This window comes from Microbacterium sp. NPDC090281, assembly GCF_044769635.1.
Classification (GTDB): domain Bacteria; phylum Actinomycetota; class Actinomycetes; order Actinomycetales; family Microbacteriaceae; genus Microbacterium.
Genome location: NZ_JBIVYH010000001.1, coordinates 2,681,715 through 2,706,045 on the forward strand (window position 1 = coordinate 2,681,715; position 24,331 = coordinate 2,706,045).

The 24,331-nt window shown below is 66.8% G+C and carries 25 protein-coding genes and 1 tRNA gene; 7 read left to right on the forward strand and 19 right to left on the reverse strand.

Annotated features, from left to right (window positions below; translation table 11 throughout):
* Window positions 1–35 precede the first annotated feature (35 nt).
* The gene (locus ACIQTX_RS12890; RefSeq protein ID WP_402972555.1) at window positions 36–542 is read left to right on the forward strand and encodes a hypothetical protein; all 507 of its coding nucleotides are present in this window, start codon (window positions 36–38) and stop codon (window positions 540–542) included.
* A gap of 164 nt (window positions 543–706) precedes the next feature.
* Here the strand turns inward: ACIQTX_RS12890 and ACIQTX_RS12895 are convergent.
* The 5 genes from ACIQTX_RS12895 to dusB all read right to left on the reverse strand — a co-directional run bounded on the left by ACIQTX_RS12895 (window position 707) and on the right by dusB (window position 6,078).
* Window positions 707–782: transfer RNA gene (locus tag ACIQTX_RS12895), tRNA-Asn, on the reverse strand.
* Between the two features lie 97 nt (window positions 783–879).
* Window positions 880–1,653, reverse strand: coding sequence for an ATP-binding cassette domain-containing protein (locus ACIQTX_RS12900; protein ID WP_402972560.1), 774 nt, complete (start codon window positions 1,651–1,653; stop codon window positions 880–882).
* 36 nt (window positions 1,654–1,689) lie between these two features.
* The gene (dnaG, locus tag ACIQTX_RS12905) at window positions 1,690–3,549 is read right to left on the reverse strand and encodes a DNA primase (RefSeq protein WP_402972562.1); all 1,860 of its coding nucleotides are present in this window, start codon (window positions 3,547–3,549) and stop codon (window positions 1,690–1,692) included.
* A complete protein-coding gene (locus tag ACIQTX_RS12910) occupies window positions 3,549–4,934 on the reverse strand; it encodes a deoxyguanosinetriphosphate triphosphohydrolase (RefSeq protein WP_028501672.1) in 1,386 nt (461 codons plus the stop codon). Before ACIQTX_RS12910 ends, dnaG begins: the two co-directional genes overlap by 1 nt.
* Window positions 4,924–6,078, reverse strand: coding sequence for a tRNA dihydrouridine synthase DusB (dusB, locus tag ACIQTX_RS12915; RefSeq protein ID WP_105525836.1), 1,155 nt, complete (start codon window positions 6,076–6,078; stop codon window positions 4,924–4,926). Before dusB ends, ACIQTX_RS12910 begins: the two co-directional genes overlap by 11 nt.
* Window positions 6,079–6,137: 59 nt before the next feature.
* Between dusB and ACIQTX_RS12920 the strand changes: the two genes are divergently transcribed.
* Complete coding sequence (locus ACIQTX_RS12920; protein ID WP_105525835.1) at window positions 6,138–6,632, forward strand: glutathione peroxidase; 495 nt, start codon at window positions 6,138–6,140, stop codon at window positions 6,630–6,632.
* Here the strand turns inward: ACIQTX_RS12920 and ACIQTX_RS12925 are convergent.
* On the reverse strand, window positions 6,629–7,315 hold the full coding sequence (locus ACIQTX_RS12925; protein WP_105525834.1) for a DsbA family protein: 687 nt from the start codon (window positions 7,313–7,315) through the stop codon (window positions 6,629–6,631). The genes ACIQTX_RS12920 and ACIQTX_RS12925 overlap by 4 nt on opposite strands.
* 66 nt (window positions 7,316–7,381) lie before the next feature.
* On the opposite strand from ACIQTX_RS12925, the gene ACIQTX_RS12930 reads away from it, so the two are divergent.
* The gene (locus tag ACIQTX_RS12930; RefSeq protein WP_402972566.1) at window positions 7,382–7,993 is read left to right on the forward strand and encodes an AAA family ATPase; all 612 of its coding nucleotides are present in this window, start codon (window positions 7,382–7,384) and stop codon (window positions 7,991–7,993) included.
* Here the strand turns inward: ACIQTX_RS12930 and ACIQTX_RS12935 are convergent.
* Together ACIQTX_RS12935 and recO are read right to left on the reverse strand one after the other, a co-directional pair.
* The gene (locus ACIQTX_RS12935) at window positions 7,933–8,736 is read right to left on the reverse strand and encodes an isoprenyl transferase (RefSeq protein WP_402972568.1); all 804 of its coding nucleotides are present in this window, start codon (window positions 8,734–8,736) and stop codon (window positions 7,933–7,935) included. The two genes, ACIQTX_RS12930 and ACIQTX_RS12935, sit on opposite strands and share 61 nt — an antisense overlap.
* Window positions 8,733–9,476, reverse strand: a complete 744-nt coding sequence (gene recO, locus ACIQTX_RS12940) for a DNA repair protein RecO (RefSeq protein ID WP_402972570.1) — start codon at window positions 9,474–9,476, stop codon at window positions 8,733–8,735. Before recO ends, ACIQTX_RS12935 begins: the two co-directional genes overlap by 4 nt.
* A gap of 34 nt (window positions 9,477–9,510) precedes the next feature.
* Between recO and ACIQTX_RS12945 the strand changes: the two genes are divergently transcribed.
* The gene (locus ACIQTX_RS12945) at window positions 9,511–10,209 is read left to right on the forward strand and encodes a trimeric intracellular cation channel family protein (RefSeq protein ID WP_105525928.1); all 699 of its coding nucleotides are present in this window, start codon (window positions 9,511–9,513) and stop codon (window positions 10,207–10,209) included.
* Window positions 10,210–10,234: 25 nt separating this feature from the next.
* On the opposite strand, the gene ACIQTX_RS12950 is transcribed toward ACIQTX_RS12945, so the two are convergent.
* A complete protein-coding gene (locus tag ACIQTX_RS12950; protein ID WP_402972573.1) occupies window positions 10,235–10,963 on the reverse strand; it encodes a TetR/AcrR family transcriptional regulator C-terminal domain-containing protein in 729 nt (242 codons plus the stop codon).
* A gap of 68 nt (window positions 10,964–11,031) precedes the next feature.
* Between ACIQTX_RS12950 and ACIQTX_RS12955 the strand changes: the two genes are divergently transcribed.
* A complete protein-coding gene (locus ACIQTX_RS12955) occupies window positions 11,032–11,412 on the forward strand; it encodes a VOC family protein (protein WP_402972575.1) in 381 nt (126 codons plus the stop codon).
* A 76-nt stretch (window positions 11,413–11,488) separates the two neighbouring features.
* Here ACIQTX_RS12955 and leuA read toward each other — a convergent pair whose 3' ends face one another.
* Window positions 11,489–13,243, reverse strand: a complete 1,755-nt coding sequence (gene leuA / locus ACIQTX_RS12960) for a 2-isopropylmalate synthase (protein WP_105525830.1) — start codon at window positions 13,241–13,243, stop codon at window positions 11,489–11,491.
* 194 nt (window positions 13,244–13,437) lie between these two features.
* Here leuA and ACIQTX_RS12965 point away from each other — a divergent pair, with 194 nt between their 5' ends.
* Complete coding sequence (locus tag ACIQTX_RS12965) at window positions 13,438–14,085, forward strand: hypothetical protein (RefSeq protein WP_402972577.1); 648 nt, start codon at window positions 13,438–13,440, stop codon at window positions 14,083–14,085.
* A gap of 1 nt (window position 14,086) precedes the next feature.
* Here the strand turns inward: ACIQTX_RS12965 and ACIQTX_RS12970 are convergent, their stop codons facing one another.
* From ACIQTX_RS12970 to ACIQTX_RS13010, 9 genes are all read right to left on the reverse strand, one after another.
* Entirely contained in the window at window positions 14,087–15,022 is a 936-nt protein-coding gene (locus ACIQTX_RS12970) for an NADP-dependent oxidoreductase (RefSeq protein WP_402972579.1), read from the reverse strand.
* 36 nt (window positions 15,023–15,058) lie between these two features.
* Window positions 15,059–15,529, reverse strand: coding sequence for a hypothetical protein (locus tag ACIQTX_RS12975; protein ID WP_028501659.1), 471 nt, complete (start codon window positions 15,527–15,529; stop codon window positions 15,059–15,061).
* Window positions 15,526–16,506 carry a hypothetical protein gene (locus ACIQTX_RS12980; RefSeq protein WP_402972581.1) on the reverse strand — a complete coding sequence of 327 codons (981 nt, stop codon included), beginning with the start codon at window positions 16,504–16,506 and terminating at the stop codon, window positions 15,526–15,528. The genes ACIQTX_RS12975 and ACIQTX_RS12980 overlap by 4 nt, the downstream gene beginning before the upstream one ends.
* The gene (locus ACIQTX_RS12985; protein WP_402972583.1) at window positions 16,499–17,026 is read right to left on the reverse strand and encodes an RNA polymerase sigma factor; all 528 of its coding nucleotides are present in this window, start codon (window positions 17,024–17,026) and stop codon (window positions 16,499–16,501) included. Before ACIQTX_RS12985 ends, ACIQTX_RS12980 begins: the two co-directional genes overlap by 8 nt.
* A gap of 54 nt (window positions 17,027–17,080) precedes the next feature.
* Window positions 17,081–17,977 (reverse strand): GTPase Era, encoded by an 897-nt coding sequence (gene era, locus ACIQTX_RS12990; protein ID WP_028501656.1) that lies wholly within the window; start codon window positions 17,975–17,977, stop codon window positions 17,081–17,083.
* Window positions 17,970–19,265 carry a hemolysin family protein gene (locus ACIQTX_RS12995; protein WP_402972586.1) on the reverse strand — a complete coding sequence of 432 codons (1,296 nt, stop codon included), beginning with the start codon at window positions 19,263–19,265 and terminating at the stop codon, window positions 17,970–17,972. Before ACIQTX_RS12995 ends, era begins: the two co-directional genes overlap by 8 nt.
* On the reverse strand, window positions 19,262–19,720 hold the full coding sequence (gene ybeY, locus ACIQTX_RS13000) for an rRNA maturation RNase YbeY (protein WP_028501654.1): 459 nt from the start codon (window positions 19,718–19,720) through the stop codon (window positions 19,262–19,264). Before ybeY ends, ACIQTX_RS12995 begins: the two co-directional genes overlap by 4 nt.
* Window positions 19,717–20,742, reverse strand: coding sequence for a PhoH family protein (locus ACIQTX_RS13005; protein WP_402973065.1), 1,026 nt, complete (start codon window positions 20,740–20,742; stop codon window positions 19,717–19,719). The genes ybeY and ACIQTX_RS13005 overlap by 4 nt, the downstream gene beginning before the upstream one ends.
* A 79-nt stretch (window positions 20,743–20,821) precedes the next feature.
* Complete coding sequence (locus ACIQTX_RS13010; protein WP_402972588.1) at window positions 20,822–21,172, reverse strand: HIT domain-containing protein; 351 nt, start codon at window positions 21,170–21,172, stop codon at window positions 20,822–20,824.
* 149 nt (window positions 21,173–21,321) lie between these two features.
* On the opposite strand from ACIQTX_RS13010, the gene ACIQTX_RS13015 reads away from it, so the two are divergent.
* A complete protein-coding gene (locus ACIQTX_RS13015; protein ID WP_402972590.1) occupies window positions 21,322–24,324 on the forward strand; it encodes a glycine--tRNA ligase in 3,003 nt (1,000 codons plus the stop codon).
* Window positions 24,325–24,331 lie beyond the last annotated feature (7 nt).

The window sequence follows — 24,331 nt, forward strand, 5'->3', positions numbered from 1 at the left end:
ATCACGCTTCGGAGGGGAAACAAATCATGATGAAGATGCGCACTCGACGTGCTCTGATGCTCGCAGGTTCCGCAGTGGCGCTCTCGGTCGCGCTGAGCGGCTGCAGCGTGATCAACGGCATTCTCGGCAGCGGTTCCGGCGATGCCAACCGCGACGAGGAGAGTGGCCAGGTCACCGAAAGCGCGAACGTCGGTGTCTTCTCGGTGAAGCTCGGCGACTGCATGCTCGACACCGGTTCCGGCACGCTCACCGACGCCAACGTCCTCCCGTGCAGCGACCCGCACGACCAGGAGATCTACTACGAGATCACGATGCCGGATGGCGACTTCTCCGACGCCGACATCGACACCGCAACCCAGGAGTGCGTCGGCGACGCGTTCACCACGTTCGTCGGCGTCGGCTTCCAGGACTCGCTGCTCGAAGTCACGACGCTCGTTCCCACCAAGGACTCATGGGAGCAGAACAACGACCGCGTGATCCAGTGCATCATCATGGATCCGGCCGGACAGACCACCGGTTCGCTTGCCGGTGCCGCACGCTGACCGATAGCCGAACCGAGAAGGGCCTCGCCGACATCGGTGGGGCCCTTCTTCGTGCATCCGGGTCAGCGGTCTGACGCGCGCAACGCGAGCCACGCACGCGGATTCGGCCGCACATGGGAGAAGGCGTCACATCCCGAGAAACATTGGGATGTGACGCCTTCTATTGGCTCCCCGGCTTGGACTCGAACCAAGAACCTGCCGGTTAACAGCCGGCTGCTCTGCCAATTGAGCTACCGAGGAATGTGCACCGCTGAGCGGGCAACTCGACAAGCTTAGCAAACTCCCAGAGCTGTTCACGACACCGGGGCGCCCTTCGCGGATGCCGGGCGTGTCGGGGTCAGCGGCGTGAATCCGACTCCGCGTTGGGCACCCACAGCAGGTCCTTGCCCACTCCGCGGGCGACGACGTGTCCGCTTCGGAGCATGAGCGTCTCGGCGTTCAGCTCGCGGATGAAGTCGGCGTCGTTGGTGACGAGGAGCGCCGCCATCGACTGCTCCTTGCGACGACGGGTGATCGCGTCGAAGACCACGGGCCGAACCTCCAGGTCGAGGTTCGCCAGTATCTCGTCGGCGATGAGTACCTTCGGCTCCAGAATGAACGAGCGAGCGATCGCCACCCGCTGGCGCATGCCGGCGCTGAGTTCGTAGGGGAACTTCGCGGCCGTGCCGAGCGGGAGATGGAGCTCATCGAGCAGCGTCGCCACCCGGATCGACAGCGCTTTCGTGTTCACCCGCCGCTCGCGCATCAGGATCGGCTCGGCGATGACCTCGTTCACGGTCAGGCGCGGCGGGAGATCGGCCCCTGCACCCTGCGGCACGAACCCGGTGCGGTAGGTGAGGATCCGGTGTTTCCGTCCCGGTCGGCGCACATCGATGCCGCAGACCTGGGCTCTTCCCCCGACGACCTTCACCGAGGGATCCGTGGAACCGGCGAGGGCGGCGACCAGCGTCGACTTCCCGGAACCCGTTGGTCCGGCCACGCAGATCAGCCCGCCAGGTGCGAGCGAGAAGGTGACGCCGTCGACCGCGCGCTTGGGTACCCCATGGCCGATGCGGTCGATCACCAGATCAGAGCAATCGATCGCGTTCGTGGATTCGGGCCGACGGGACATGTATCCATCCTGCCCTCTGCACGATCCCGGTCGGGGTTACGACTCGGCGAAGCGTTGGCGTTCCGCGTCGATATCGCGCAGACGCATGCGCAGGGCACGACCGCCGTCGGAGTCTGCCGGCACGCGCTGCACGGCACCGAGGAGCTCTTGCTTCTCGTGCTCGAGCTGGCGCAGGACGAGTCGGCGGGTGAGGTCTGCCACGGTGGCGACCGCTCGCTCTTCGTCGCGTGCAGGGAACGGCGTCATCAGCAATTCCCCCGCGAGCGAGCGATACGGCTCACGGACGCTGTTCACAGCTTCTGTCACCCATCCGGCCCTCGTGCGATCAGGGGCCGCTGCGATTGCTTCACGCACGGCGTCCAGACCCGGGGTCCGGAACGGGGTGCCCAATGCACGATTCAGGAGCGGCTGATCCACCTGATGCCCGTACTGCAGAGCGCCCATCAGTGCATCGCGCTCGACGGCCACGTCAGGGGTGCGCGGGAGGCTTGCCAGCGTGACAGGAGCGACCACAGGCGCCCCCGTCTCCGGGTCGACCTGCGGGGCCTCTCGACGCACGGGTTGCGGTGCGGATCCGCCACGGGCCGCACGCTCGACCTCGCTGCGCACCTCGGTCGGGTCCATCCCGAGCCGGCGCGCCAGGACGCGCTCGTACCCCGGCCGCAGAAGCTGGTCGCGGATCTCCGCCACGATGGGAGCCGCCGCACGGAGGGCACCGACCCGCCCTTCGACGGTCGAGAGGTCGAAGCCCCCGAGCTTGCGGTCGATCGCGAACTCGAACATCGGCTGCTTGGTGTCCATCAGCCCACGCACGGCCGCATCTCCGCGCTGGAGGCGCATGTCGCACGGATCGAGTCCATCGGGGGCGACCGCGACGAATGTCTGCGCGTTGAACCTGTCGTCTTCCGTGAAGGCACGCAGCGCCGCCTTCTGACCCGCCTCGTCACCGTCGAACGTGAAGACGACCTCGCCCGATGCGTTGTCATCACCCATCACCCGGCGCAGCACCTTGATGTGCTCGGTGCCGAAGGCCGTGCCACAGGTCGCTATCGCCGTGGTGAGGCCGGCGAGGTGGCAGGCCATCACGTCGGTGTACCCCTCGACGACGACGACCCGGCGAGGGTCTCCGCGCGCGATGTCGCGCTTGGCGAGGTCGAGCCCGTAGAGCACCTGAGCCTTCTTGTAGATCGGCGTCTCCGGCGTGTTCAGGTACTTCGGACCGTTGTCGTCGTCGAAGAGCTTGCGCGCACCGAAGCCGATGGTCTGCCCTGACACATCCCGGATCGGCCACACCAGGCGCCCGCGGAACCGGTCGTAGACACCGCGCTGCCCGGTCGAGACCAGACCGGCGTTGCTGAGCTCCTCGCGGGTGAAACCCTGCACGGTGAGCGCCTTGAGCATCCCGTCCCAGCCCCGCGGCGCGAAGCCGACACCGAAATGCGCCGCCGCACCGGCGTCGAAGCCGCGTTCACCGAGGAAGCGTCGACCAGCCTCGGCATCAGCGGTGAGCAGCTGGGCACGGAAGAACTCGGCCGCAGCGGTGTTCGCCGCGTAGAGCCGGCTGCGACCGCTGGTCTCGGGCGCCGCTCCCCCGTCTTCGTAGTGCAGCGTGTAGCCGATGCGACCGGCGAGACGTTCTACCGCCTCAGTGAAGCTGACATGGTCCATCTCGCGCAGGAAGGAGTAGACGTCCCCTGACTCTCCGCAGCCGAAGCAGTGGTAATACCCCACCTGCTGGCGCACATGGAAGCTCGGGCTCTTCTCGTCGTGGAAGGGACACAATCCCTTGAGTGATCCGACGCCCGCCGACTTGAGTGCGACGCGCTCACCGACGATGTCGGCGATGTTCGTGCGCGCCTTGACCTCGTCGACGTCGGCCTGCAGGATCCGCGGCATCAGCGCGCCCCTTCGGCGACAGGCCGCCTCTCGGCGTGCGCGCCGGCGCCAGGACGGGCATGACGGGGCGTCCAGATGCCGACCTCGGCCGGGTCGATCTCCCCCACCAGCCGGTTGTGCCAGTCGATCGCGCTCTGATCCGTCAGGCTCGCGATCTGGTCGACGACGACTCTGGCGCGCTCGGCGTCGTCGTCGGCTGCGATGAAGTCCGCTGCGAATGCGGGCTCGAGCACATCGGAACCCGCCGACCACAGGGCATCGGTCGACCAGAGGGCATCAGCGAGCCTCTTCAGCACCCGTCGCTGCTCTTTGTACACGCCCTTGCGCGCCTCGATCGTCACGATCGCCTGACCCATGATCCCCTTGAGCACGGCGATCTCGACCTCGATCACGCGCGGCACGACGACATGAGCGTTGTAGCGCACCAGCGCCGTCGTCCCGTATGCGTCGGTGGTGGCGGAGACGGCAGCGCGGGCGAAGCGACCGATCAGGTCGCTCGTGAGGTTCTTGAGCCGGGCGAGAGCCTGCCTCGAACGGTCGAAGGACGCGAGCCACATCGGCTGGGACGACAGGCGGTAGAGGGCATCGGCCAGTTCGTCTCGGGTGAAGTCGTAACCCACCCACTGCTGGATCCGCCCCACGAGCGCGTCGTGCGCGTGCGGGTCGGCGAGTTGCGCGACATCGACGTAGCCGTTGACGATCGCGTCCTCGAAGTCGTGCACCGAGTAGGCGATGTCATCGGAGAGATCCATGATCTCGGCCTCGATGCAGCGCAGGCGCCCTGGAGCACCCTCGCGCATCCAGCGGAAGACGGCCTCGTCCTCCGGGTACACCCCGAACTTCAGACGCCCACCGGGATCCGGCACCGGACTGTCGACCGTCCACGGGTACTTGCACGTCGCGTCGAGGCTGGCACGGGTCAGATTCAGCCCGACCGAGCGGTCATGGTCGTCGAGCACCTTCGCTTCGAGCCGGGAGAGGATGCGCAGCGACTGGGCGTTCCCCTCGAAGCCGCCGATGTGCTCGGCCCATTCGTTGAGCGCGCGCTCGCCGTTATGGCCGAATGGCGGGTGACCCAGGTCGTGGCTGAGGCAGGCGGTGTCGACGACATCGGCAGAGACGCCGAGCGCGACGGCGAGCTCGCGCCCGACCTGTGCGACCTCGAGCGAATGCGTGAGCCGGTTGCGCGCGAAGTCTGCCGTGCTCGCCGGGCTCAGCACCTGCGTCTTCGCTGCGAGCCGCCGAAGCGCCGCGGAATGCAACACACGCGCACGGTCCCGAGCGAAGTCGTTGCGTTCGGAGCGATGGGTCTCGGCGAAGAAGCGCTCGGCGTCTCGCGCGTCGTAACCGTCGGCGCGCAGGCCGATCTGAGGGTCAACCACCACTGTTCTCGATCTCCGCTCCACGCATCATCTCCGAAGCCGACGATGCGAGCTCCCGCGATTCCAGCCACTTGTCCGGCAGTGCCGTTCGTTTGGGGTGACCCGATCGACCACGCTGCCCTTCGGCATCCGCGCCGGGATAGGGCGCGGTGCGATCCAGTCTTCCGAGGAAGTCGTCGATCTCCGCAAGACTCGACGAGGTTGCGAGCCCGGTGCGGATGTCTCCGCCGACGGGATAGCCCTTGAAGTACCACGACACGTGCTTGCGCACATCGCGGCAGCCACGGTCTTCGTCCTCGAAGAATTCGACGAGGAGTTCGGCGTGCCGGCGGAATGCGTCGGCTACGAACCCGAGGGTCGCATCGACCGTCTTGCCTTCGCCTCCGAAAGCCGTGGCGAGCTCGCCGAACAACCACGGGCGCCCAAGGCAGCCACGTCCGACCACGACGCCGTCGCAGTCGGTCTCAGCCATCATGCGCACCGCGTCGTCGGCGGACCAGATGTCGCCGTTGCCGAGCACCGGGATGCTCGTTACCGCCTGCTTGAGCTCACCGATGGCGTTCCAGTCGGCGAACCCGGAGTAGAACTCGCTCGCGGTGCGCGCATGCAGGGCGACGGCAGCCGCACCGGCGTCTTCAGCAGCACGCCCCGCCTCGAGGAAGGTCAGGTGGTCGCGGTCGATGCCCTTGCGCATCTTCACCGTGAGCGGCACGTCGCCCGCGGCCTTGACAGCCTGGTCGACGATGTCGGCGAACAGCTTCGACTTCCAGGGAAGGGCAGCTCCCCCGCCCCGGCGCGTGACCTTCGGCACCGGGCAGCCGAAGTTGAGGTCTATGTGGTCGGCGTGGTCTTCGGCGACGATGATGCGCACGGCCTCGGCGATGGTCTTCGGATCGACGCCGTACAGCTGGATGGATCGCGGTGTCTCCGACTCGTGGTGCCGGATCAACCGCATCGTGGTCTCGTTGCGTTCGACGAGCGCGCGCGAGGTGATCATCTCACTCACATAGAGCCCCGCACCGTACTCACGGCACAGACGCCGGAAAGCGGTGTTGGTGATGCCGGCCATGGGCGCGAGGACGACCGGCACGTCGAGATCGATCGGACCGATGCGGAGGGGGCGGGCTGGGGCGGTGGCGAGAGTCATGTCCCCTCTATTCTCCCAGACGCGGAGCCAGGGCGGACGCTGCGATCTAAGCTGTGAATATGACCGATTCCGCGCTCCGCACGATCCCGTTCACCGACGCGAAGGGCGAGGAGAAGACCCTCGACGACCTCGGCGCCGACGTGGTGCTGGTCGTGAACGTCGCATCCAAGTGCGGCCTGACGCCCCAGTACGAGCAGCTCGAAGAACTGCAGCGTCTGTACGGGGATCGTGGCTTCACCGTCGTCGGCTTCCCCTGCAACCAGTTCTTCGGCCAGGAGCCGGGCTCGGTCGACGAGATCCTCGAGTTCTGCTCGACGACCTATGGCGTGAGCTTCCCGGTGAACGACAAGGTCAAGGTGAACGGCAAGAACGCGTCGGAGCTCTACAAGGCGCTCAAAGCGGCCCCGGATGCCGGCGGGAAGGCCGGCCGTGTGGAGTGGAACTTCGAGAAGTTCCTCGTGCTGCCGGACGGGGACGTCCTGCGCTTCCGCCCGAAGCAGAAGCCGGACGCCCCCGAGATCGTCAGCGCGATCGAGGCGGCACTGACCCGCTAGACCGCGGCGGTCTCCGCTTCGGTCTCTCCGCGCTTGGACCAGAGGTCACGCAGAACGTTCTCGAACGCGGCGGGCGGCTGTGCGCCGCTGATGCCGTACTGGCCGTCGACGACGAAGAACGGCACGCCCTGGATGCCGTATGCGCGGGCCTGGGCCTGGTCCTGACGCACGGCCGGAAGATACTGCTCGCTCTCCAGCGCCACGCGCGCACGGTCAGCGTCCAAGCCGACTTCGGTCGCGAGCTCGACGAGGTCGTCGATGCGACCGACGTGCTTGCCCTCGGTGAAGTAGGCGGACATGAGGCGCTCCTCCAGCTCGTGCTGCAGCCCCTCGGCTTTCGCGAAGTGCAGCAGCTCGTGCGCCTTCACCGTGTTGGTGTGCTGCAGCAGGTCGAAGCGGTACTGGAGTCCCGCGTTCGCGGCGACGCCGGTGACGTTCGACAGCATCTGCTCGACCTGCTCGCGGGGCATGCCCTTGTGACCGGCGAGGAAGTCGATCTCGTCGCCGTCGAAGTCGACGGGGGTGTCGGGCGAGAGCTCGAATGAATGGAAGGTGATGTTGACCTGCGGTGCGTCCTCGTCAGCGGCGACCGCTTCGAGACCCTTCTCGAGGTTGCGCTTGCCGATGTAGCACCAGGGGCAGGCGATGTCGGACCAGATGTCGATGGAGATGGGTTCAGTCACACTTCATCCAACCGCATGGTTCTGTGAGCTATTCCAGGGTGCGGGCGCCGCAGCTAGGATTCTCGGATGCTCTCCGCCGTCGACCCCCTGCCGTTCCGACCCGAACGCGTTCTGGTGGCGGGTGTCTCCGGGGCGGGGAAGACCACCCTGTCGGGCCGCATCGGCGCCATGTGGGGGCTCCGCCACGTCGAGATCGACGGACTGTTCCATGGCGCGAATTGGACGCCGAGGGGCGAGTTCCTCGACGACGTGCGCACATTCGCCGCCGAGGATCGGTGGATCACCGAATGGCAGTACACGAGCAAGGGCACTGACGAGATCCTCGCGCCACGTGCGCAGCTCGCGCTCTGGCTCGACTACCCGTACCGGGTGGTGCGCAGCCGCTTGATCAGGCGCACCCTGGCTCGCGGCATCCTGCGACGAGAGCTCTGGAACGGCAACCGAGAGAAGGGGCCGTGGAACTTGCTCAACCACGACCCCGAGGAGAACATCCTCGCGTGGCAGACGGCGACACTGCACAAGTGGGCAGAACGCTTCCCCGAGTTGCAGGGGCGCTTCCCGCACCTCACGATCGTCCGGCTCCGGCATCCGCGGGAGACCGAGCGCTGGCTGCAGGCTCAGGCCGGGGCGTCGGGAACGTCGATCGCGCCACCGAAGCGACGGTCGCGCGAGAGGTAGATGCCGATCGCCCGCCAGAGCTCCTCGCGCGAGAAATCAGGCCAGAGCGTGTCGAGGAACACCATCTCGGCGTAGGCCGACTCCCACAGCAGGAAATTCGAGGTGCGCTGCTCCCCCGAGCTGCGCAGGAACAGATCGACGTCCGGCATGTCCGGCACATAGAGGTTCCGCCGGATCATCTTCTCGCTGATCGCCTTCGGCTTCACTCGCCCGGCTGCGACCTCTTCGGCGATCGCGCGCATCGCGTCGACGAGTTCCACCCGCCCGCCGTAGTTCACGCACATCGTGAGGGTAAGCACGTCGTTGCCGCGAGTCAGCTGCTCGGCGTGCTGCAGCTCCTTGATGACGCTGCCCCACAGCCGCGGCTTGCGTCCGGCCCAGCGGATGCGCACGCCCCACTCGTTGAGCTGGTCACGACGGCGGTGCAGCACATCGCGGTTGTAGCCCATGAGGAAGCGGACCTCCTCAGGAGAGCGCGCCCAGTTCTCGGTCGAGAACGCGTACACGGAGAGGTGCTTCACACCCGCTTGGATCGCACCGGCGACCACGTCGAGGAGCACTTCTTCGCCCGCCTTGTGGCCTTCGATCCGATTGAGACCCCGGCGGTTGGCCCAGCGGCCGTTGCCGTCCATCACGATCGCGACGTGCTCGGGCACGGCCGGGAACGCCGGCGGGTGCGCGCCCGTCCAGTCCAGTGGGCGATACGGCACGGCGTCCTTGTGGGTGTAGGGCTTCGGGCTCACCGTGTTCCTTCCGGAGGAATGTCGGACACATGAGCGAGCGAGCGGATGCCGCGCTCCAGGTGCCATTGGGCGTAGGCGGAGACGAGTCCGGACGCAGCTGCGGTGTCGGCATGCGAGGACGCATCGATGACGTCCCACTCCCCTGCGATCAGAGCACGCAGCAGCGTCAACGTCTTCTCGGCGACGCGCGGGCTACCGGCTGGAGCACAGTTCCCGCATACGACTCCGCCCAGCTGCGCGACGAACTTCGAGTGCGGCCCCGGGGTGCCACAGCGCGCGCACTCGTCAAGAGATGGCGCCCACCCCGAGAGCGACATCACCCGCAGCAGATAGGAGTCGAGGATGCTGCGCGCGACGTGTTCGCCACGAGACAGCGCGCGCAGCCCGCCCACGAGGAGCAGGTACTGGTCGGGGGTCGCTTCGGAATCGCTCAGACGATCAGCAGTCTCCACCATCGCGTTCGCCGCGGTGAACCGGTCGTAGTGCGCGGCGATGTCGGTGCCGTACGAGCCGAGCGACTCGGCCTGCTGCACGATGTCGAGCGAACGCCCCTGATAGAGCTGCACGTCGGCGACCATGAACGGTTCGAGCCTGGCGCCGAACTTCGACGATGTGCGACGCACGCCTTTCGCCACCGCACGCACCTTGCCATGCCGCCGCGAGAGCATCGTGACGATGCGATCCGCCTCACCGAGCTTGTGAGTGCGCAGGATCACCGCTTCGTCTCGATAGGTGGGCACCCTTCGATTATCCTCTGTGCGCGAGAATGGACGCGTGACCGAACCGCTCTTCACCATTCCGCTGTGGGCGGACCTGCTCGGCGTCGGCCTCGGCGGGGTCCAGGGCGCGATGTTCGCATCAGGGTTCCAGGGGCAGCGACGCCTCGACTGGCTCGGCGTCGCGATCATCGGAATCATGATCGGCATGGGTGGCGGTCTGATCCGCGACATCCTGCTCGGACAGACACCCGCGACCCTCCAGAACCAGTGGTACCTGGTCACCGCGGGTGGGGCGGCGCTCCTCGGCATGCTGCTCGCAGGACTCTTCACCCGCCTCAACACGGCGATCGTCGTGCTCGACGCAGTAGTGATCGGTATGTTCGGCGCCTTCGGGACGAGTAAGGCCCTCGCCTTCGGCATCCCCGAGGTACCGGCGGTCTTCATCGGCGTCTGCGCAGCCGTCGGCGGGAGCGTGCTCCGCGACATGCTGATGGGGCTGCCGACTGCGATCATGCACGTCGGCTCGCTCTATGCGGTCGCCGCCGGCGCAGGCTGCACATTCATCGTGATCGCCGTGGCGCTGGGCATGCCCATCACGATCGCCGCCATCGTCGGCATCGCGGTGACCACCGTGATCCGCATCCTCGCCGTCACCTTCGACGTCTCCCTGCCGGAGCAGCGCCGCATCTACCGCCGCAAGGTCGCCGCCGAGACGGGCGCCATCGCGATCGTCAAGCCCAGCGCCGACCGCTGAGCGCCTCGGTCACGGCGCTCACCCTTCAGCGCGGCTCCGAGATGATGCCGGCCAGACCATCGAGCACACGCGCCAGGCCGAACTCCCACGCGACCTCGGCGTCATACGGTCCGCCCATCGACTCGCCGGCGGCCCGCCCGACCGACTGCGCGAGCGGAAGGTCGTCTCCGAGGTAGTTCGCCAGCCGCGGCCCTGCATCCGCCCAGAACGGGCCGAACTGCTCTCGTCGCGCGCTCGCGTGCATCCTCGAGGCCGCGGCCTCAACGAAGTCGACGACGAAGGAGAGCGCCGCGTCACGGTCCACATCGGACAGCCCCGCCTCGTCGAACGCGTGCAGTTCGCGGTCGTACTTCGCGATCGTCCCGGGGCCGAGCGCGATCCGATGATCCTCGACATCCAGCATCCAGGGGTGTGCGCGGAACAGAGCGAGATTATCCTCGGCCAGTGCCCGTACCCGCCGACGCCACCCCGCTTCATCGATCGGAGTCGCCATCATCCGCGCGTACATCTCGTCCATCATCAACACGAGCAGGTCAGCCCGGCTGTTGACGTGCGTGTACACCGACATCGTCGTGATCCCGAGCGACTGTGCCAGAGCGCGGATCGTCAGCGCGTCCAGTCCCCCTTCGTCGGCGATCTCGATCGCCCTGACCAACACGTCATCGGTCGAGTGCCGGGACCGTGGGCCACGGCGGCCGAGAGGCCGGGCGGGTGCATGGTTGCGCCAGAGCAGATCCACAAGATTCTTCGCCATCTCGGAATACCCTCGCTGTTCGTTCGCTTAACTCTGTACGTTGTACGTAGTTTATGACAGGAGAGACCATGAACATCACCCAGACCGCCATCTCGCTCAACGTCCCCGACGTAGCCGCCTCGGCGTCTTTCGCCATGACCCACTTCGGGTTCGAGGAGGCGATGTCCGCCGAAGGCTTCATCTCTCTGCAACACCCGGACTCGCCGCCCAACATCATCTTCCTCGAGACCGGGTTGACGACATTCCGCCCGCAGGAGATCGCCGGTTCCGCGGGAGAAGGCACGCTGCTCGTGTTCGTCGTCGATGACATCGATGGAGACTTCGCGCGCATCGCGGATGCCGGAGCACGAGTCGTCACTCCCCCCGAGACCGAGCCCTGGGGCGAGCGCTATTGCCAGTTCGCGGATCCGAACGGACTCATCTGGCAGTTGGTGCAGTGGGTCGAGTGATCCGCTGAAACGGACGACGGCGGCCGGGATCCACAGGGATCCTGGCCGCCGCCATGCGGTGATCAGACTACGGCGATCAGACCGCCGCGAGCTCCTGTCGGCGGGTGCGGATGGAGCGGTTCACGCCCGACACGATCGCCTTGAGGGATGCGGTCGAGATGTCGCCGTCGATGCCGACGCCCCACAGACGCTGGTCCCCGACCTGCAGCTCGACGTAGGCCGCGGCCTGCGCGTCGCCACCGGCGCTGAGAGCATGCTCGACGTAGTCGTAGACGGTGATGTCGAAGCCCTGGCCTCGGAGCACCTCGACGAAGGCCGCGACCGGACCGTTGCCGTTGCCCGAGACGGACACCTCTTGGTCGTCGTCGCGCAGAACCACGTCGAGCACGACATCGCCCGACATGTCGCTGCGGGTCTGCGTCGCGAGCAACTCGAAGCGGCCCCACTTGGCTGCGGTGTCGACAGCGGGCAGATATTCGTCGTTGAACGTCGACCAGATCTGCTCGCTGGTGACCTCGCCGCCCTCCGCATCCGTCTTCGACTGCACGACGCCCGAGAACTCGATCTGCAGCTTGCGGGGCAGATCGATCGCGTGGTCGGCCTTCAGCAGATAGGCGACGCCGCCCTTGCCGGACTGCGAGTTGACGCGGATGACGGCCTCATACGAGCGGCCGAGGTCCTTCGGATCGATGGGCAGGTACGGCACGGCCCATTCGATGTCGTCGACCGTGACGCCCTCGGCCTCGGCGCGGACGGCCATGGCCTCGAAGCCCTTCTTGATCGCGTCCTGGTGCGAACCGCTGAACGCGGTGAAGACCAGGTCGCCGGCCCAGGGGCTGCGCTCGGGCACGGGCAGCTGGTTGCAGTACTCGACGGTGCGCTTCACCTGGTCGATGTCACTGAAGTCGATCTGGGGGTCGATGCCCTGGGTGAACAGGTTGATGCCCAGAGCGACGATGTCGACGTTTCCGGTGCGCTCGCCGTTGCCGAACAGGCAGCCCTCGATGCGGTCGGCCCCCGCCATGTAGCCGAGCTCGGCGGCGGCGATCGCCGTACCGCGGTCGTTGTGCGGGTGCAGCGACAGGATCACGTTCTCGCGGTGTGCAAGATTGCGGCTCATCCACTCGATCGAGTCGGCGTAGACGTTCGGCGAAGCCATCTCGACCGTGGCCGGCAGGTTGATGATCACCTTGCGCTCGGGCGTGGGCTCGAAGACCTCGATCACCTGATTGCAGATGTCGACGGCGAACTCGAGCTCGGTGCCGGTGTAGCTCTCCGGTGAGTACTCGTAGTAGACCTTCGTGTCGGGAATGGTCTTCTCGAACTGGCGGCACAGACGCGCGCCCTCGAGCGCGATGTCGATGATGCCCTGCTTGTCGGTGCGGAAGACGACCTCGCGCTGCAGCACGCTGGTGGAGTTGTAGAGATGAACGATCGCTTGCTTGGCGCCGGCGATCGATTCGTAGGTGCGGGCGATCAGGTGCTCGCGCGCCTGGGTCAGCACCTGGATCGTGACGTCGTCGGGGATCAGGTTCTCTTCGATGAGCTGACGCACGAAGTCAAAGTCGGTCTGGCTCGCCGACGGGAAGCCGACCTCGATCTCCTTGTATCCCATGCTGACGAGGAGCTCGAACATGACACGCTTGCGCTCGGGCGACATCGGGTCGATGAGTGCCTGGTTGCCGTCGCGGAGATCGACGGCGCACCAGCGCGGTGCCTCGGTGATGCGGGCATCGGGCCACGTGCGGTCAGGCAGGTGAACGTTGATCTGCTCGTGGAACGGCCGGTACTTGTGGATCGGCATCGCGGACGAGCGCTGAGTGTTCTGCATGATGGGGCTTCTTCTCTTCGTCAAGATGAACGGGCCAACACAAGCGCCGCGACGAGGAAGGCCCTAGCTTTAGGACTCGTCGCGGCAGCTAAGAAGAAGCAGACCGCCGAAAGGCATGTGGTCATGGTAGCAGGGATGCCTCGGCCGTTTCGACGAGCTGTGAGACGATCCCGGCCTTCACGACACTCCCCGGTATGAGCACATCGCAGCGTCGCCTGTCCATCGCCGCGGCATCCACCGTCGGCCTCCTGCTCCTGAGCGCATGCGCGTCGGGTCCGGGAAGCTCCGCGGCCCCGACGAGCACGACCGTCCCCTCCGATCAACGCCTCGAGAATGCCCAGCCCGACCTGCCGGAGGGGCGCGTCATCGGGACCGGCACCGTGCTGGACGTCGCCGGCGACGTGCAGCTGTGCATGGGAGCGATCATGGAGTCGTTCCCTCCACAGTGCAGTGGAGTGCCCCTCGATGACTGGTCGTGGGATGGCGTCGAAGGCAGCGAGACCAGCGGCGAGACCACCTGGGGCACGTATGCCGTGTATGCGACGTACGACGGGGACCGGCTGACCAACACCGATCCGCCCATCATGCTCGCGCTCTACGACCCGATCGCTCCGGAGGACCCCACCGGCGGCGTCGAGGGCAAGACGCCCGCCGAGGAACTCACCCGGATCCAGGACGACATCTCCGCCCGGCTCGGCACCGAAGCCCTCACGGCGGGCACGGATCGCGGCTATGTCTGGCTGAGCGTCGTGTGGGACGACGGCACGATGCAGGATGCCGCGGATGCGGAGTTCGGCGAAGATGTGGTGTTCGTGACCTCTGCACTGCGCGAGATCGACTGAACTACGGGATCAACGCGAGCTTGCCTCCCGGATGACCGGTGGCCAGGAGCCGGTGGGCGGCTCGAGCTCGCTCCAGCGGGAACGTCTCGGCCACCGGCACCACGAGATCGCCGTTCTGCGCCAGCGCGATGAGCTCACCGCGCACCTCGTCACGGAATCGGATGCTGTCCGGCATCGATCCGGCGATCGCGAGGATACCCTCCGCTCCCGCGCGTCCGAAGGCGGCGATCGTCACTATGCGCCCACGGTTCGCGACCAGGTCGAGCGACGTGTCCACCGCTTCATCGGTGCCGACGGCGTCGAGCGCAGCGGCGATCGACCCGTCTGCCAGCACGGCGACGCGGTCGGCGAGACCGGGCCCGTATGCCACGGGGATGCCGCCGAAGCGCCGCACTTCGTCGAAGCGCTCAGGGCTCGCGGTGCCGATGACGCGGACGTCGCGGAGCCGCGCCTGCTGCAACACGCTCGCCCCCACCGCACCCGAGGCGCCGTGGAGCAGGATCGTCTCGCCGGGCGCCGCTCCCGTGACAGCGAGCATCTCGGCTGCGGTCGTCCCGACGAGCAGGAGGTTCGCCGCCTCCGGGTGCGACAGCGTCGTCGGCTTCGCGAACACCTTCTCCGCCGGGACGGTGAGTTCCGTCGCATACCCTCCGCGCACCCGGAACGCGATGACCTCGTCACCGACCTCCGCAGCCCCTGAGCCGATCCGCGTGTCCGGCCCGATCGCGCTGACCTCACCGGAGACCTCGTACCCGATGGGAACCGGGAGCGCGAGACCCGGTCGTTCGGATGCGACATGCTTCGCGTCTGCCGGGTTCACGCCCGCGGCGTGCACCCGGATCGTGACCTCACCGGCGCCCGGCGCCGGCAGGTACTCCTCGACGAACTCCCAGCAGTCAGGCGAACCCCACGCGGTCGCGATCCAGTGCTGCACCACGGGCACCCCTCCGACGGGCATCGACGAGGACACCGCTCAGAGGAGGCAGCGGAGGTTGGTCACCGAGCCGGAGACGTTGCCCCAGGTGCCGGCATTCACCGTCGTGAGCACCGTGGTTCCGTTGCGCACTTGCACGGACCCGGTGCTGCGCGCGTTGGCCACGGACTTCACGGTGAAGCTCGACGGGACCGCACTCACACTGCACGTCGCGAACGTCAGTGATCCCCCGCCGAGCGAGCTCGCGTTGTAGGCGCAGATCTTCCCCGTCGCACAGCTCCCGACGGAACGCGCCGTGATGCGTGACGCCGAAGGCACGCTCAGCTCCATCCCCAGCTCGGGCCACACGGCGTGCGTCGCGTCGATGAGCACCCCACCGGGCACCTCCTCGAGCACCGCAGCGACCAGAGGATCGACCTCGGGGTCACCGACGGCGGCATTCGCGGGTGACGCACCCAGGGTGATGACCAGCCCCAGCAGGGCCGCGGCCAGAAAAGTGCTGCGCTTCATCGAACAGTCCCCTCATCGAGGTCCCACATGCGGTAAGAGATGATCGCGCCCGCGGGGAACACGTCATCGGCGATCAGCACGGTGCGCTCGGCACCGACGATCCGCCCGGTGTCACGAGACACCAGGATCAGGTCACTCACGGCACCGTCCGGCGACTGCACGCGGATCCCGGTCACCGCGCGGCCCAGCCTGTCGGTCGTGGTGCCCAGGGCGTCGCCGCCACCGGCCTCCTCGAGGAGGAGGAGCATCTCCTCGTGCTGCGCATCCGTCAGCGTCCACTGGTCGAGGGCCGCTGTGACCGCCATCTCCACGTCGAACGCCGTCGGGTCGTCGGGCATCCCGAACGCACGGAGCATCTCGACCATGTCGTCGCGCGTCTCGCCGGGCACGGTCGTCCACGGGCTCTCGAAGTCGCCAGGCGCCATCACGAGATCGGTGACGACCTTTCCGCTGCTCGTGACCTCGGCAGCATTGCTGGCGACCGCGTCGGAGGGATCATACGGAACGCCGGCGATGATCGTCATCCGCCCGGAACCGTCCGGCTCCCAGGTCAATGTCGAGAGCTGCGGCACGACGGTCGTGGTCTTCGCGTCGACTTCGACGGCGAATCCCCAGGAGGCCGACCTGACGGTGCGGGCAGGCGCTGTGGGACCGGGTGAGTCGGCGAGAGCCACACCGGCGTTGTCCACGATCTGGGCAACCGTGCTCGAGCCGCTGAAGTCGAGCGGCGATGGCGTCCCTGCAACGGCGGCACCCTGCGGAGAGAAGACGGCGATGGCGAGAGCAGTGGATGCGGCGACGGCCGTGAGCCCGCCGGTCCAGCCCAGCGTCCGCGCGCGACGTCGCTTCGGCGCGCCGGCCGTGCGCAGGATGCGGTCTCGGGTCATCAGAGCCCGGGCGTCGGGCGCCGCATCACGCGGCGTCGGTGCAGGGTCGGCGTCGCTCAGCATCCGCTCGAGCACGGCGTTCTCAGTCATCACCCGTTATCAGCCCCTCCAGGCCCAGCTCCTCGCGCAGGCGGTCCTGCGCGCGGCTCAGCGTCTTCCGTACCCGTGACTCAGAAGCGCGCAACAACTCCGCGATCTCCCCCACCGCGAGTCCATCCCAGTACGTGAGCATGATGATACGCCGTTGAGGCGGGGTGAGGACAGCCAAAGCCCGAACGACCTCGATGCGGCCGATATGACCTGGCCGCTCCTCCTCACCCGACACCCCCCAGTGAACGGCATCCAGCGCACTGTGCGGCGTGGATGCGCGACCGGAGCGAGACCGTAGACGCCGGTCCGCGGCACGCAGCAGCCAGACCCTGCCGGGCGGTCGTGCGGGCCGGAGCCGCGACCAGGCGTACAGGAACACCTCGGAGACGATCTCGGTGACCTCGTCCTCGTCGCCGACGACACCCTCGATGTGGTGCCGAACTGCCGCCCAGTGCTCGTCGAACACTCGGGTGAAGACCTCGTTTCGCAGCGGATTCGGGTCTTCGCTGCGAACGCTCATGTCGCCGGGGTCGGCGGTCTTCCCGCCGCCATCGACGTGGTACCCGATCTCATCTCAGAAGCCGAGCCGGCCGAGCTGCTTCGGATCGCGCTGCCATTCCTTCGCGACCTTGACGTGCAGGCCCAGGAACACTCGTGTCCCCAGCAGCTCCTCGATACCAGCGCGAGCTCGTGCTCCCACCTCGCTGAGCCGCTTGCCCTTGTGCCCGATGATGATCGCCTTCTGGCTGTCGCGCTCCACCACGATCGAGGCGTGCACGTCGGTCAGGTCGGTGCCCTCGCGCGGCGCGATGTCGTCGATGACGACGGCGATCGAGTGCGGGAGTTCGTCGCGCACGCCCTCAAGGGCGGCCTCACGGATCATCTCCGCGATGCGGTCTTCCTGGGACTCATCTGTCGTGATCCCCTCCGGATACAGCGCCGGTCCCTTCGGCATCAGCGTCAGGATCTCGTCGGAGAGCACGTCGAGCTGCTCGTGGGTCAGAGCGGAGAGCGGAATGACCGCGGCCCAGTCCTCACGCAGCGCATCGACCTCGAGCAGCCGTGCAGTGACCTCATCTCGTCCGGCGGCATCCATCTTCGTCACGATCGCGATCTTCTTCGCGCGGGCGTAGCCGTCGAGCGACGCGGCGATCCGCCGGTCACCGGGTCCGACCTTCTCGTTCGCCGGTACGCAGAAGCCGATGACGTCGACGTCGCCCAGCACCTGCTCGACGAGATCGTTCAGCCGCTCGCCGAGCAGGGTGCGCGGCTTGTGGATTCCGGGGGTGTCGACGATCACGAGCTGACCCTCAGGACGGTTCACGATGCCGCGGATCGCCCGCCGGGTGGTCTGCGGCTTCTCGCTGGTGATGGCGATCTTCTCGCCGACGAGTGCGTTCGTCAGGGTCGACTTCCCGACGTTGGGGCGGCCGACGAATGTCACGAACCCGCTTCGAGTGTCGTCAGTCATCGTCTCGATCTCCTTCATCCTGCGAAGCGTCGGGTTCCCCCGCCGCACGTTCCACGAACACCGTCGCGATCCCTCGCCCACGACCACGGGATGCCCCGCCCGTGAGGACCAGACCATCCAGCGTCGCTGTCGCACCGGGTTGCGGTACCTGTCCCAGCGCCTTGCCGAGCAAGCCGCCGATCGAGTCGACATCCTCGTCCTCGAGCTCGAGACCGAAAAGGTCGCCCACGTCTTCGAGCGAGAGCCGGGCGCTCACGCGGTATCGTCCGTGACCTAGATCGACGAATTCCGCCGATACCTGATCGTACTCGTCGGAGATCTCCCCGACGAGTTCCTCGATCAGGTCCTCCAGGGTCACGAGCCCGGAGATCCCGCCGTGCTCGTCGATCACGAGGCACACGTGCACGGCATCGCGCTTCATCTGCTGCAAGAGCGTCTCCGCGCGCATCGACTCCGGGACGAAGGTCGCCGGTCGGGCGATCGGACGGACGGATGCCGCGCGCCAGGCGCTGTCGTCACGGTAGGCGAACTGCACGAGGTCCTTGAGGTACAGCACACCGACCACGTCGTCGGCATCGTCGTCGACGACCGGCATCCGGGACACGCCACGATTCAGGAACAGGGACATCGCCTCGTCGGTGGTCGCAGTGGCATCCACCGTCACCATCTCGGTGCGGGGCACCATGACGGCCCGGACGAACTGGTCCGTGAAGTCGAACACCGAGTGGATGAGGTCACGGTCATCCTCCTCGATGAGGTCGTTCGAGGCAGCCTCGTCGACCATGCTGAGCAGCTGGTCCTCGCTGGTGAAGGAGCTGCGACCGGTACCAGGGGTGACCCGGTTGCCGAGCAGCACGAGTCCCTGGGCGAGCGGACCGAGGAAGATGCGAAGCCCGCGCACGATGGACGCGGTGCCGCGGATCATCGCCTCGGCGTGCTGACGTCCGAACGATCGCGGACTCGCCCCCACCAGCACGAACGTGATCGCGGTCATGAGAACCGCGGCGGCGAGCATCGCCCACCAGTTGTTGTCGATGAGGATCGTGAAGGCGACCGTGACGAGAACCGCAGCGGTGACCTCAGCCAGCACACGGATGAAGGCGACCGCGTTCACGTGCGCGTCGAGGTCGACAGCGATCCGACCCAGCGCCTTCGCTCTGCGCCCTTGGGTTGCCATGTCGGCGAGGCCGGCGCGCGAGGTGACGCCGTAAGCGGCGTCTATCGCCGACATGAGACCGCCGAACGCCACCAGCAGCACGGCGGCGATGAGGAGGAGCGTCGCTGTCATCGACGGCGTTCAGCCGCGGCGAAGCCTTGGATGAGCTCCTTCTGCAGTCCGAACATCTCACGCTCCTCGTCGGGCTCGGCGTGATCGAATCCCAGGAGGTGGAGCAGCCCGTGCGTGGTGAGCAGGATGAGCTCGTCCATCAGAGTGTGGTGGGCGGCCTGGGCCTGCGTCTCGGCCACCTGCGGGCACAGCACGATGTCGCCGAGCAGGCCGGGAGCGGTCGGCCGGTCCTCGGTCCCAGGGCGCAGCTCGTCCATCGGGAAGCTGAGGACGTCAGTGGGACCGGGCTCGTCCATCCACTGCACGTGAAGAGCCTCCATGGCGCCCTCGTCGACGAGGACGATCGCCACCTCGGCGTCCGGGCTGACGTGCAGCTGCGCGAGGTTGTAGTCGGTCAGCCGCTGCAGCACGGTCTCGTCGACGTCGATGGCTGACTCGTTGTTGATCTCGATCATGAGAGTCCTCGTTTCGGCGTGCGGTCACGCGGTCCTGGTCGTTGTGAGCCCCTGCGGTCGGCGCGGTTGGCGAACTCGGCTGCCTGTTCGCGCTCGAACCGCTGCGCAGTGCGCTTCTCGTCGTACTCGCTGTACGCGTCGACGATGCGGCCGACCAGCGAGTGCCGCACGACGTCATCGCTGGTGAGCCGGGAGAAGTGGATGTCGTCGATGCCGTCGAGCACGCGGGTGACCAGGCGGAGGCCGGAAGCTCCCTGAGGAAGATCGACCTGCGTGATGTCGCCGGTGACGACCATCCGCGTTCCGAAACCGAGTCGCGTGAGGAACATCTTCATCTGCTCCGGCGTGGTGTTCTGAGCCTCGTCGAGGACGACGAACGAGTCGTTCAAGGTGCGTCCGCGCATGTAGGCGAGAGGTGCGACCTCGATCGTTCCCGTCGCCATCAGACGCGGGACGATCTCGGGGTCCATCATCTCGTTGAGCGCGTCGTACAGGGGCCGCAGGTACGGATCGATCTTGTCCGTGAGCGTGCCGGGGAGGAATCCCAGCCGCTCCCCCGCCTCGACGGCGGGACGGGTCAGGATGATGCGCGAGACCTCTTTGCGCTGCAGTGCCTGCACGGCCTTCGCCATGGCGAGGTAGGTCTTGCCGGTTCCGGCGGGACCGATCCCGAACACGATCGTGTTCTCCTCGATCGCGTCGACGTACTCCTTCTGCCCGAGTGTCTTCGGGCGGATCGACTTGCCACGAGTGGTGAGGATCGCCTCGCCGAGAACCTCGCTGGGACGCGGTCCGCCCTCTGCCCGCAGCATGCGCGCGGAGGTCGTGACGTCGCTCGGAGCCAGATCATTCCCGGCCTTGGTCATGGCGAGCAGCTCGTCGACCAACGACTTCGCCTTCGCCACGGCGTCTGTGCCACCGCTGAGGGTGATCTCGTTGCCGCGCACGAGCACCTGCACATCGCGGTGCTCCTTCTCGAGCATGCGCAGGAGTCGGTCCTGCGGTCCGAGAAGCTGGACCATGGCGATGCCGTCGACATAGATCTTCTCGACGGCCTCAGGCGGCTGACCGCCCAGGCTCCGCTCCTGCGGTTCGTGATTCTCAGGCACCGACACTCTTCTCGGTCAGTCCGCCGGCCAGGACATGGGCGTGGACGTGGAACACGGTCTGCCCGGCATTCGCGCCGGTGTTGAAGACGAGGCGGAAGTCGCCGTCGTCGGTGTGGTCCGCTGCGAGCTTCTTCGCGAAGGCGACGATCTCGGCGAGCAGGCTCGGGTCGCCGGCTGCGAGCTCAGCGACGTCACGGTAGTCGGCGACCTTGGGTACGACGAGGAGATGCACGGGCGCCTGCGGTGCGATATCGCGCAGCGCGAAGAGGCGGTCCGTCTCACCGAGGATCTCGGCAGGGATCTCCCCGTTCAGAATGCGGGTGAAGATCGAGGGTTCCGTCATACCCACAAGTCTACTGATCGCCGCGTCCGCGCAGCCCTGAGCCTTCCGCACCGGCGGCTAGGATGGGTGCACACCCACCGCTCGGAGTCACTGACGCGCCGTCGATCGCGTCGCCCGAAATCGGGGGTGTTCGAGAAACCGAGGTACAGGTGACGAAGCACGCGCTCTCCATGCAGGATGCGATCTTGAAGCTCCAGGAGTACTGGGCAGGCGTCGGTTGCATGGTGATGCAACCCTTGAACGCGGAGGTCGGAGCCGGTACGGCGAACCCCTCGACCGCGCTTCGGGTGCTCGGTCCGGAACCGTGGGCGGTCGCATATGTCGAGCCCAGTGTGCGACCCGACGACTCGCGGTATGGCCTCAACCCCAACCGTCTGCAGACGCACCACCAGTTCCAGGTGATCCTGAAGCCGGAGCCGGGAAACCCACAGGAGCTCTATCTCAAGAGCCTCGAGGCCATCGGTGTCGATCTGCAGGCGCATGATGTCCGCTTCGTCGAGGACAACTGGGCCTCGCCCGCGCTCGGTGCGTGGGGCCTGGGCTGGGAAGTCTGGCTCGACGGTATGGAGATCACACAGTTCACCTACTTCCAGCAGCTCGGCAGCATCAACCTCAGCCCGATCCCGGTGGAGATCACCTACGGGCTCGAGCGGATTCTCATGGCTCTCCAGGGTGTCGATCACTTCAAGGAGATCGAGTACTCCGACGGCGTCTCGTATGGCGAGATCTTCGGTCAGTCCGAGTACGAGATGAGCCGCTACTACCTCGACGACGCCGATATCGAGACGACGCGGGCACTCTTCGACGCCTATGCGCTGGAGTCACGCCGGCTCGTCGAGAACCGCCTTCCCGTGCCCGCCTACAGCTTCGCCCTGAAGTGCAGCCACGCGTTCAACATCCTCGATGCCCGTGGTGCAGTGAGCACGACGGAGCGCACGAAGGCGTTCAAGCTCATGCGCAATCTGGTCCGTGATTGCGCACAGCTCTGGGTCGAGATCCGCGACGAACTGGATCACCCCCTCGGAGAGTCGACCGTCTCGGAGAAGGCGGTGCGAGCCGATGCCGCCGCGGTCGCACCTGACGCCTCCCCCGCCGATGTCCTGTTCGAGATCGGCCTCGAAGAACTGCCCGCCTCCGAAGTCCCGGCGATCGCCGAAAGCGTGCGCGAGCTTCTCCAGGGAGCATTCGCGACGACTCGCCTCGCGTTCGATGATCTTCGTGTCGACAGCACGCCGCGACGCGTGGTCGTGCGCCTCTCCGGCGTCCCGGCCGTCGAAGCAGAACTCGAGCATGTCGCTCGCGGTCCGCGCTGGGCGGCGGCTTTCGACGACGCCGGCGCTCCCACGAACGCCTTGAACGGGTTCCTCCGCAAGAACGCCGCAGACCCTGGTGAGATCGTCGAGGTCGATGTCAACGGTGTCCGCCATGTCGCCGTCACCCGCACACTCCCAGGGCGTCCGGTGACAGAAGTCCTCTCCACCGTGTTCGAGCAGGTCGTCGTAGGCCTCCGCGCTCACAAGAACATCCGCTGGTCGGACCCAGAGCTCACCTACGTCCGTCCGATCCGCTGGCTCCTCGCCCTCTGGGGAACTGTCGAGATCCCGCTCGCCGTTTCCGCTGTCGCCTCTTCGCGCAGCACCCGCGTTCTGCGAACGAGCGAGCCTCCTGTGCGCGAGGTGCGCTCGCTCGAGGACTTCGACCAGATCCTCCGCGACGAGCAGATCATCCTCGACCGCGCAGAGCGACGTGCGGTCATCGTCGCCGCCGCCGAGAGGCTTGCGGCGTCCGTCGGCGGCGCGATCGACGCGGAGACCGACGCGGAACTCATCGACGAGATCACGGATCTCGTCGAGGCTCCTGGCCCGATTCTCGGTTCGTTCAGCCCCGAGTACCTCGAAGTCCCGTCCTCGGTGCTCACGACCGTCATGAAGAAGCACCAGCGCTACCTTCCGATCTGGGTCGATGGAGCTCTGAGCAACTCCTTCATCATCGTCGCCAATGGCCCATTCGACGAGGACGTCGTCCGCGGCGGCAACGAGAACGTCTTGCGTGCGCGCTTCGAAGACGCGAAGTTCTTCTGGCGCGCCGACCTCGAGAAGACGCCGTCGGAGTTCCGGCTGATGCTCGAAAAACTGCTCGTCGAGGATCGCCTCGGCTCATTCCTCGACCGTTCGCGACGGATCGACGCCCTCGCCGCGGAGTTCGCTGAGATCGCTGAGCTCGATGCGGCATCGAAGGTGATCGTGCAGAAGGCCGGTGCCGTCGCGAAGTTCGACCTCGCCTCTCAGCTCGTCATCGAGTTCTCGGGTCTTGCAGGGACCATGGCCGAGGAATACGCGAGGCGGGCCGGCTTCGATGAGGCGACGAGCATCGCCCTCGAAGAGATGGAGCGCCCGCGCTTCTCCGGAGCCCCGCTGCCCGAGACCCTGCCCGGCGCCGTGCTCTCGCTGGCCGACCGCTTCGATCTCCTTACCGGTCTCACGACCGTGGGGATCAGCTCGACCGGCAGCTCAGACCCGTTCGGCATCCGTCGGATCGCCGGCGGCATCATCGGCGTTCTCCGCAGCCGCCCGGGCATCAGCATCACGATCGACACCGGCATCGCTCACGCGGCGTCCGGCCTGTCCGCCCAGGGACTGGAGGTGTCCGACGAGGTCCGCGCTACGGTGGTGGATGTGCTCGAGAAGCGCTACTCTCAGCAGCTCGTCTCCGAGGGCCACGACATCGCGATAGTCCGGGCCGCGCTCCCGGCCGTCGGCAGTCCGAGCGCGGCCGATCGCACGATCAGCGCTCTGGAATCCTGGCTCGCCTCGGAGAACTTCACTGCGGAGTTCGAGGCGCTGCTGCGAGTCATCAACATCGCACCTGCTGACGTGGTCGGAGAGATCATCGAGGGTGGAGACGCCGGAGACGCCGCGTTCGCTGCGGAAGTCCGCCGCTTCGACGATGCTCTGGGCGAAGAGGACGACATCGAGGGCTTCCTGAGTGCACTTCGCGAGCTCGCTCCGCACATCGATCGTTTCTTCAACGACGCGCGCGTTCTCGACGACGACCCGCAGATCCGACGGGTGCGACTGGGACTGGTCGGTGTGATCGCCGCACGCGCCCGCACGCTCGCCGAATGGACAGAGCTCAAGCCGCTCGTGCCCTGATCTCCGG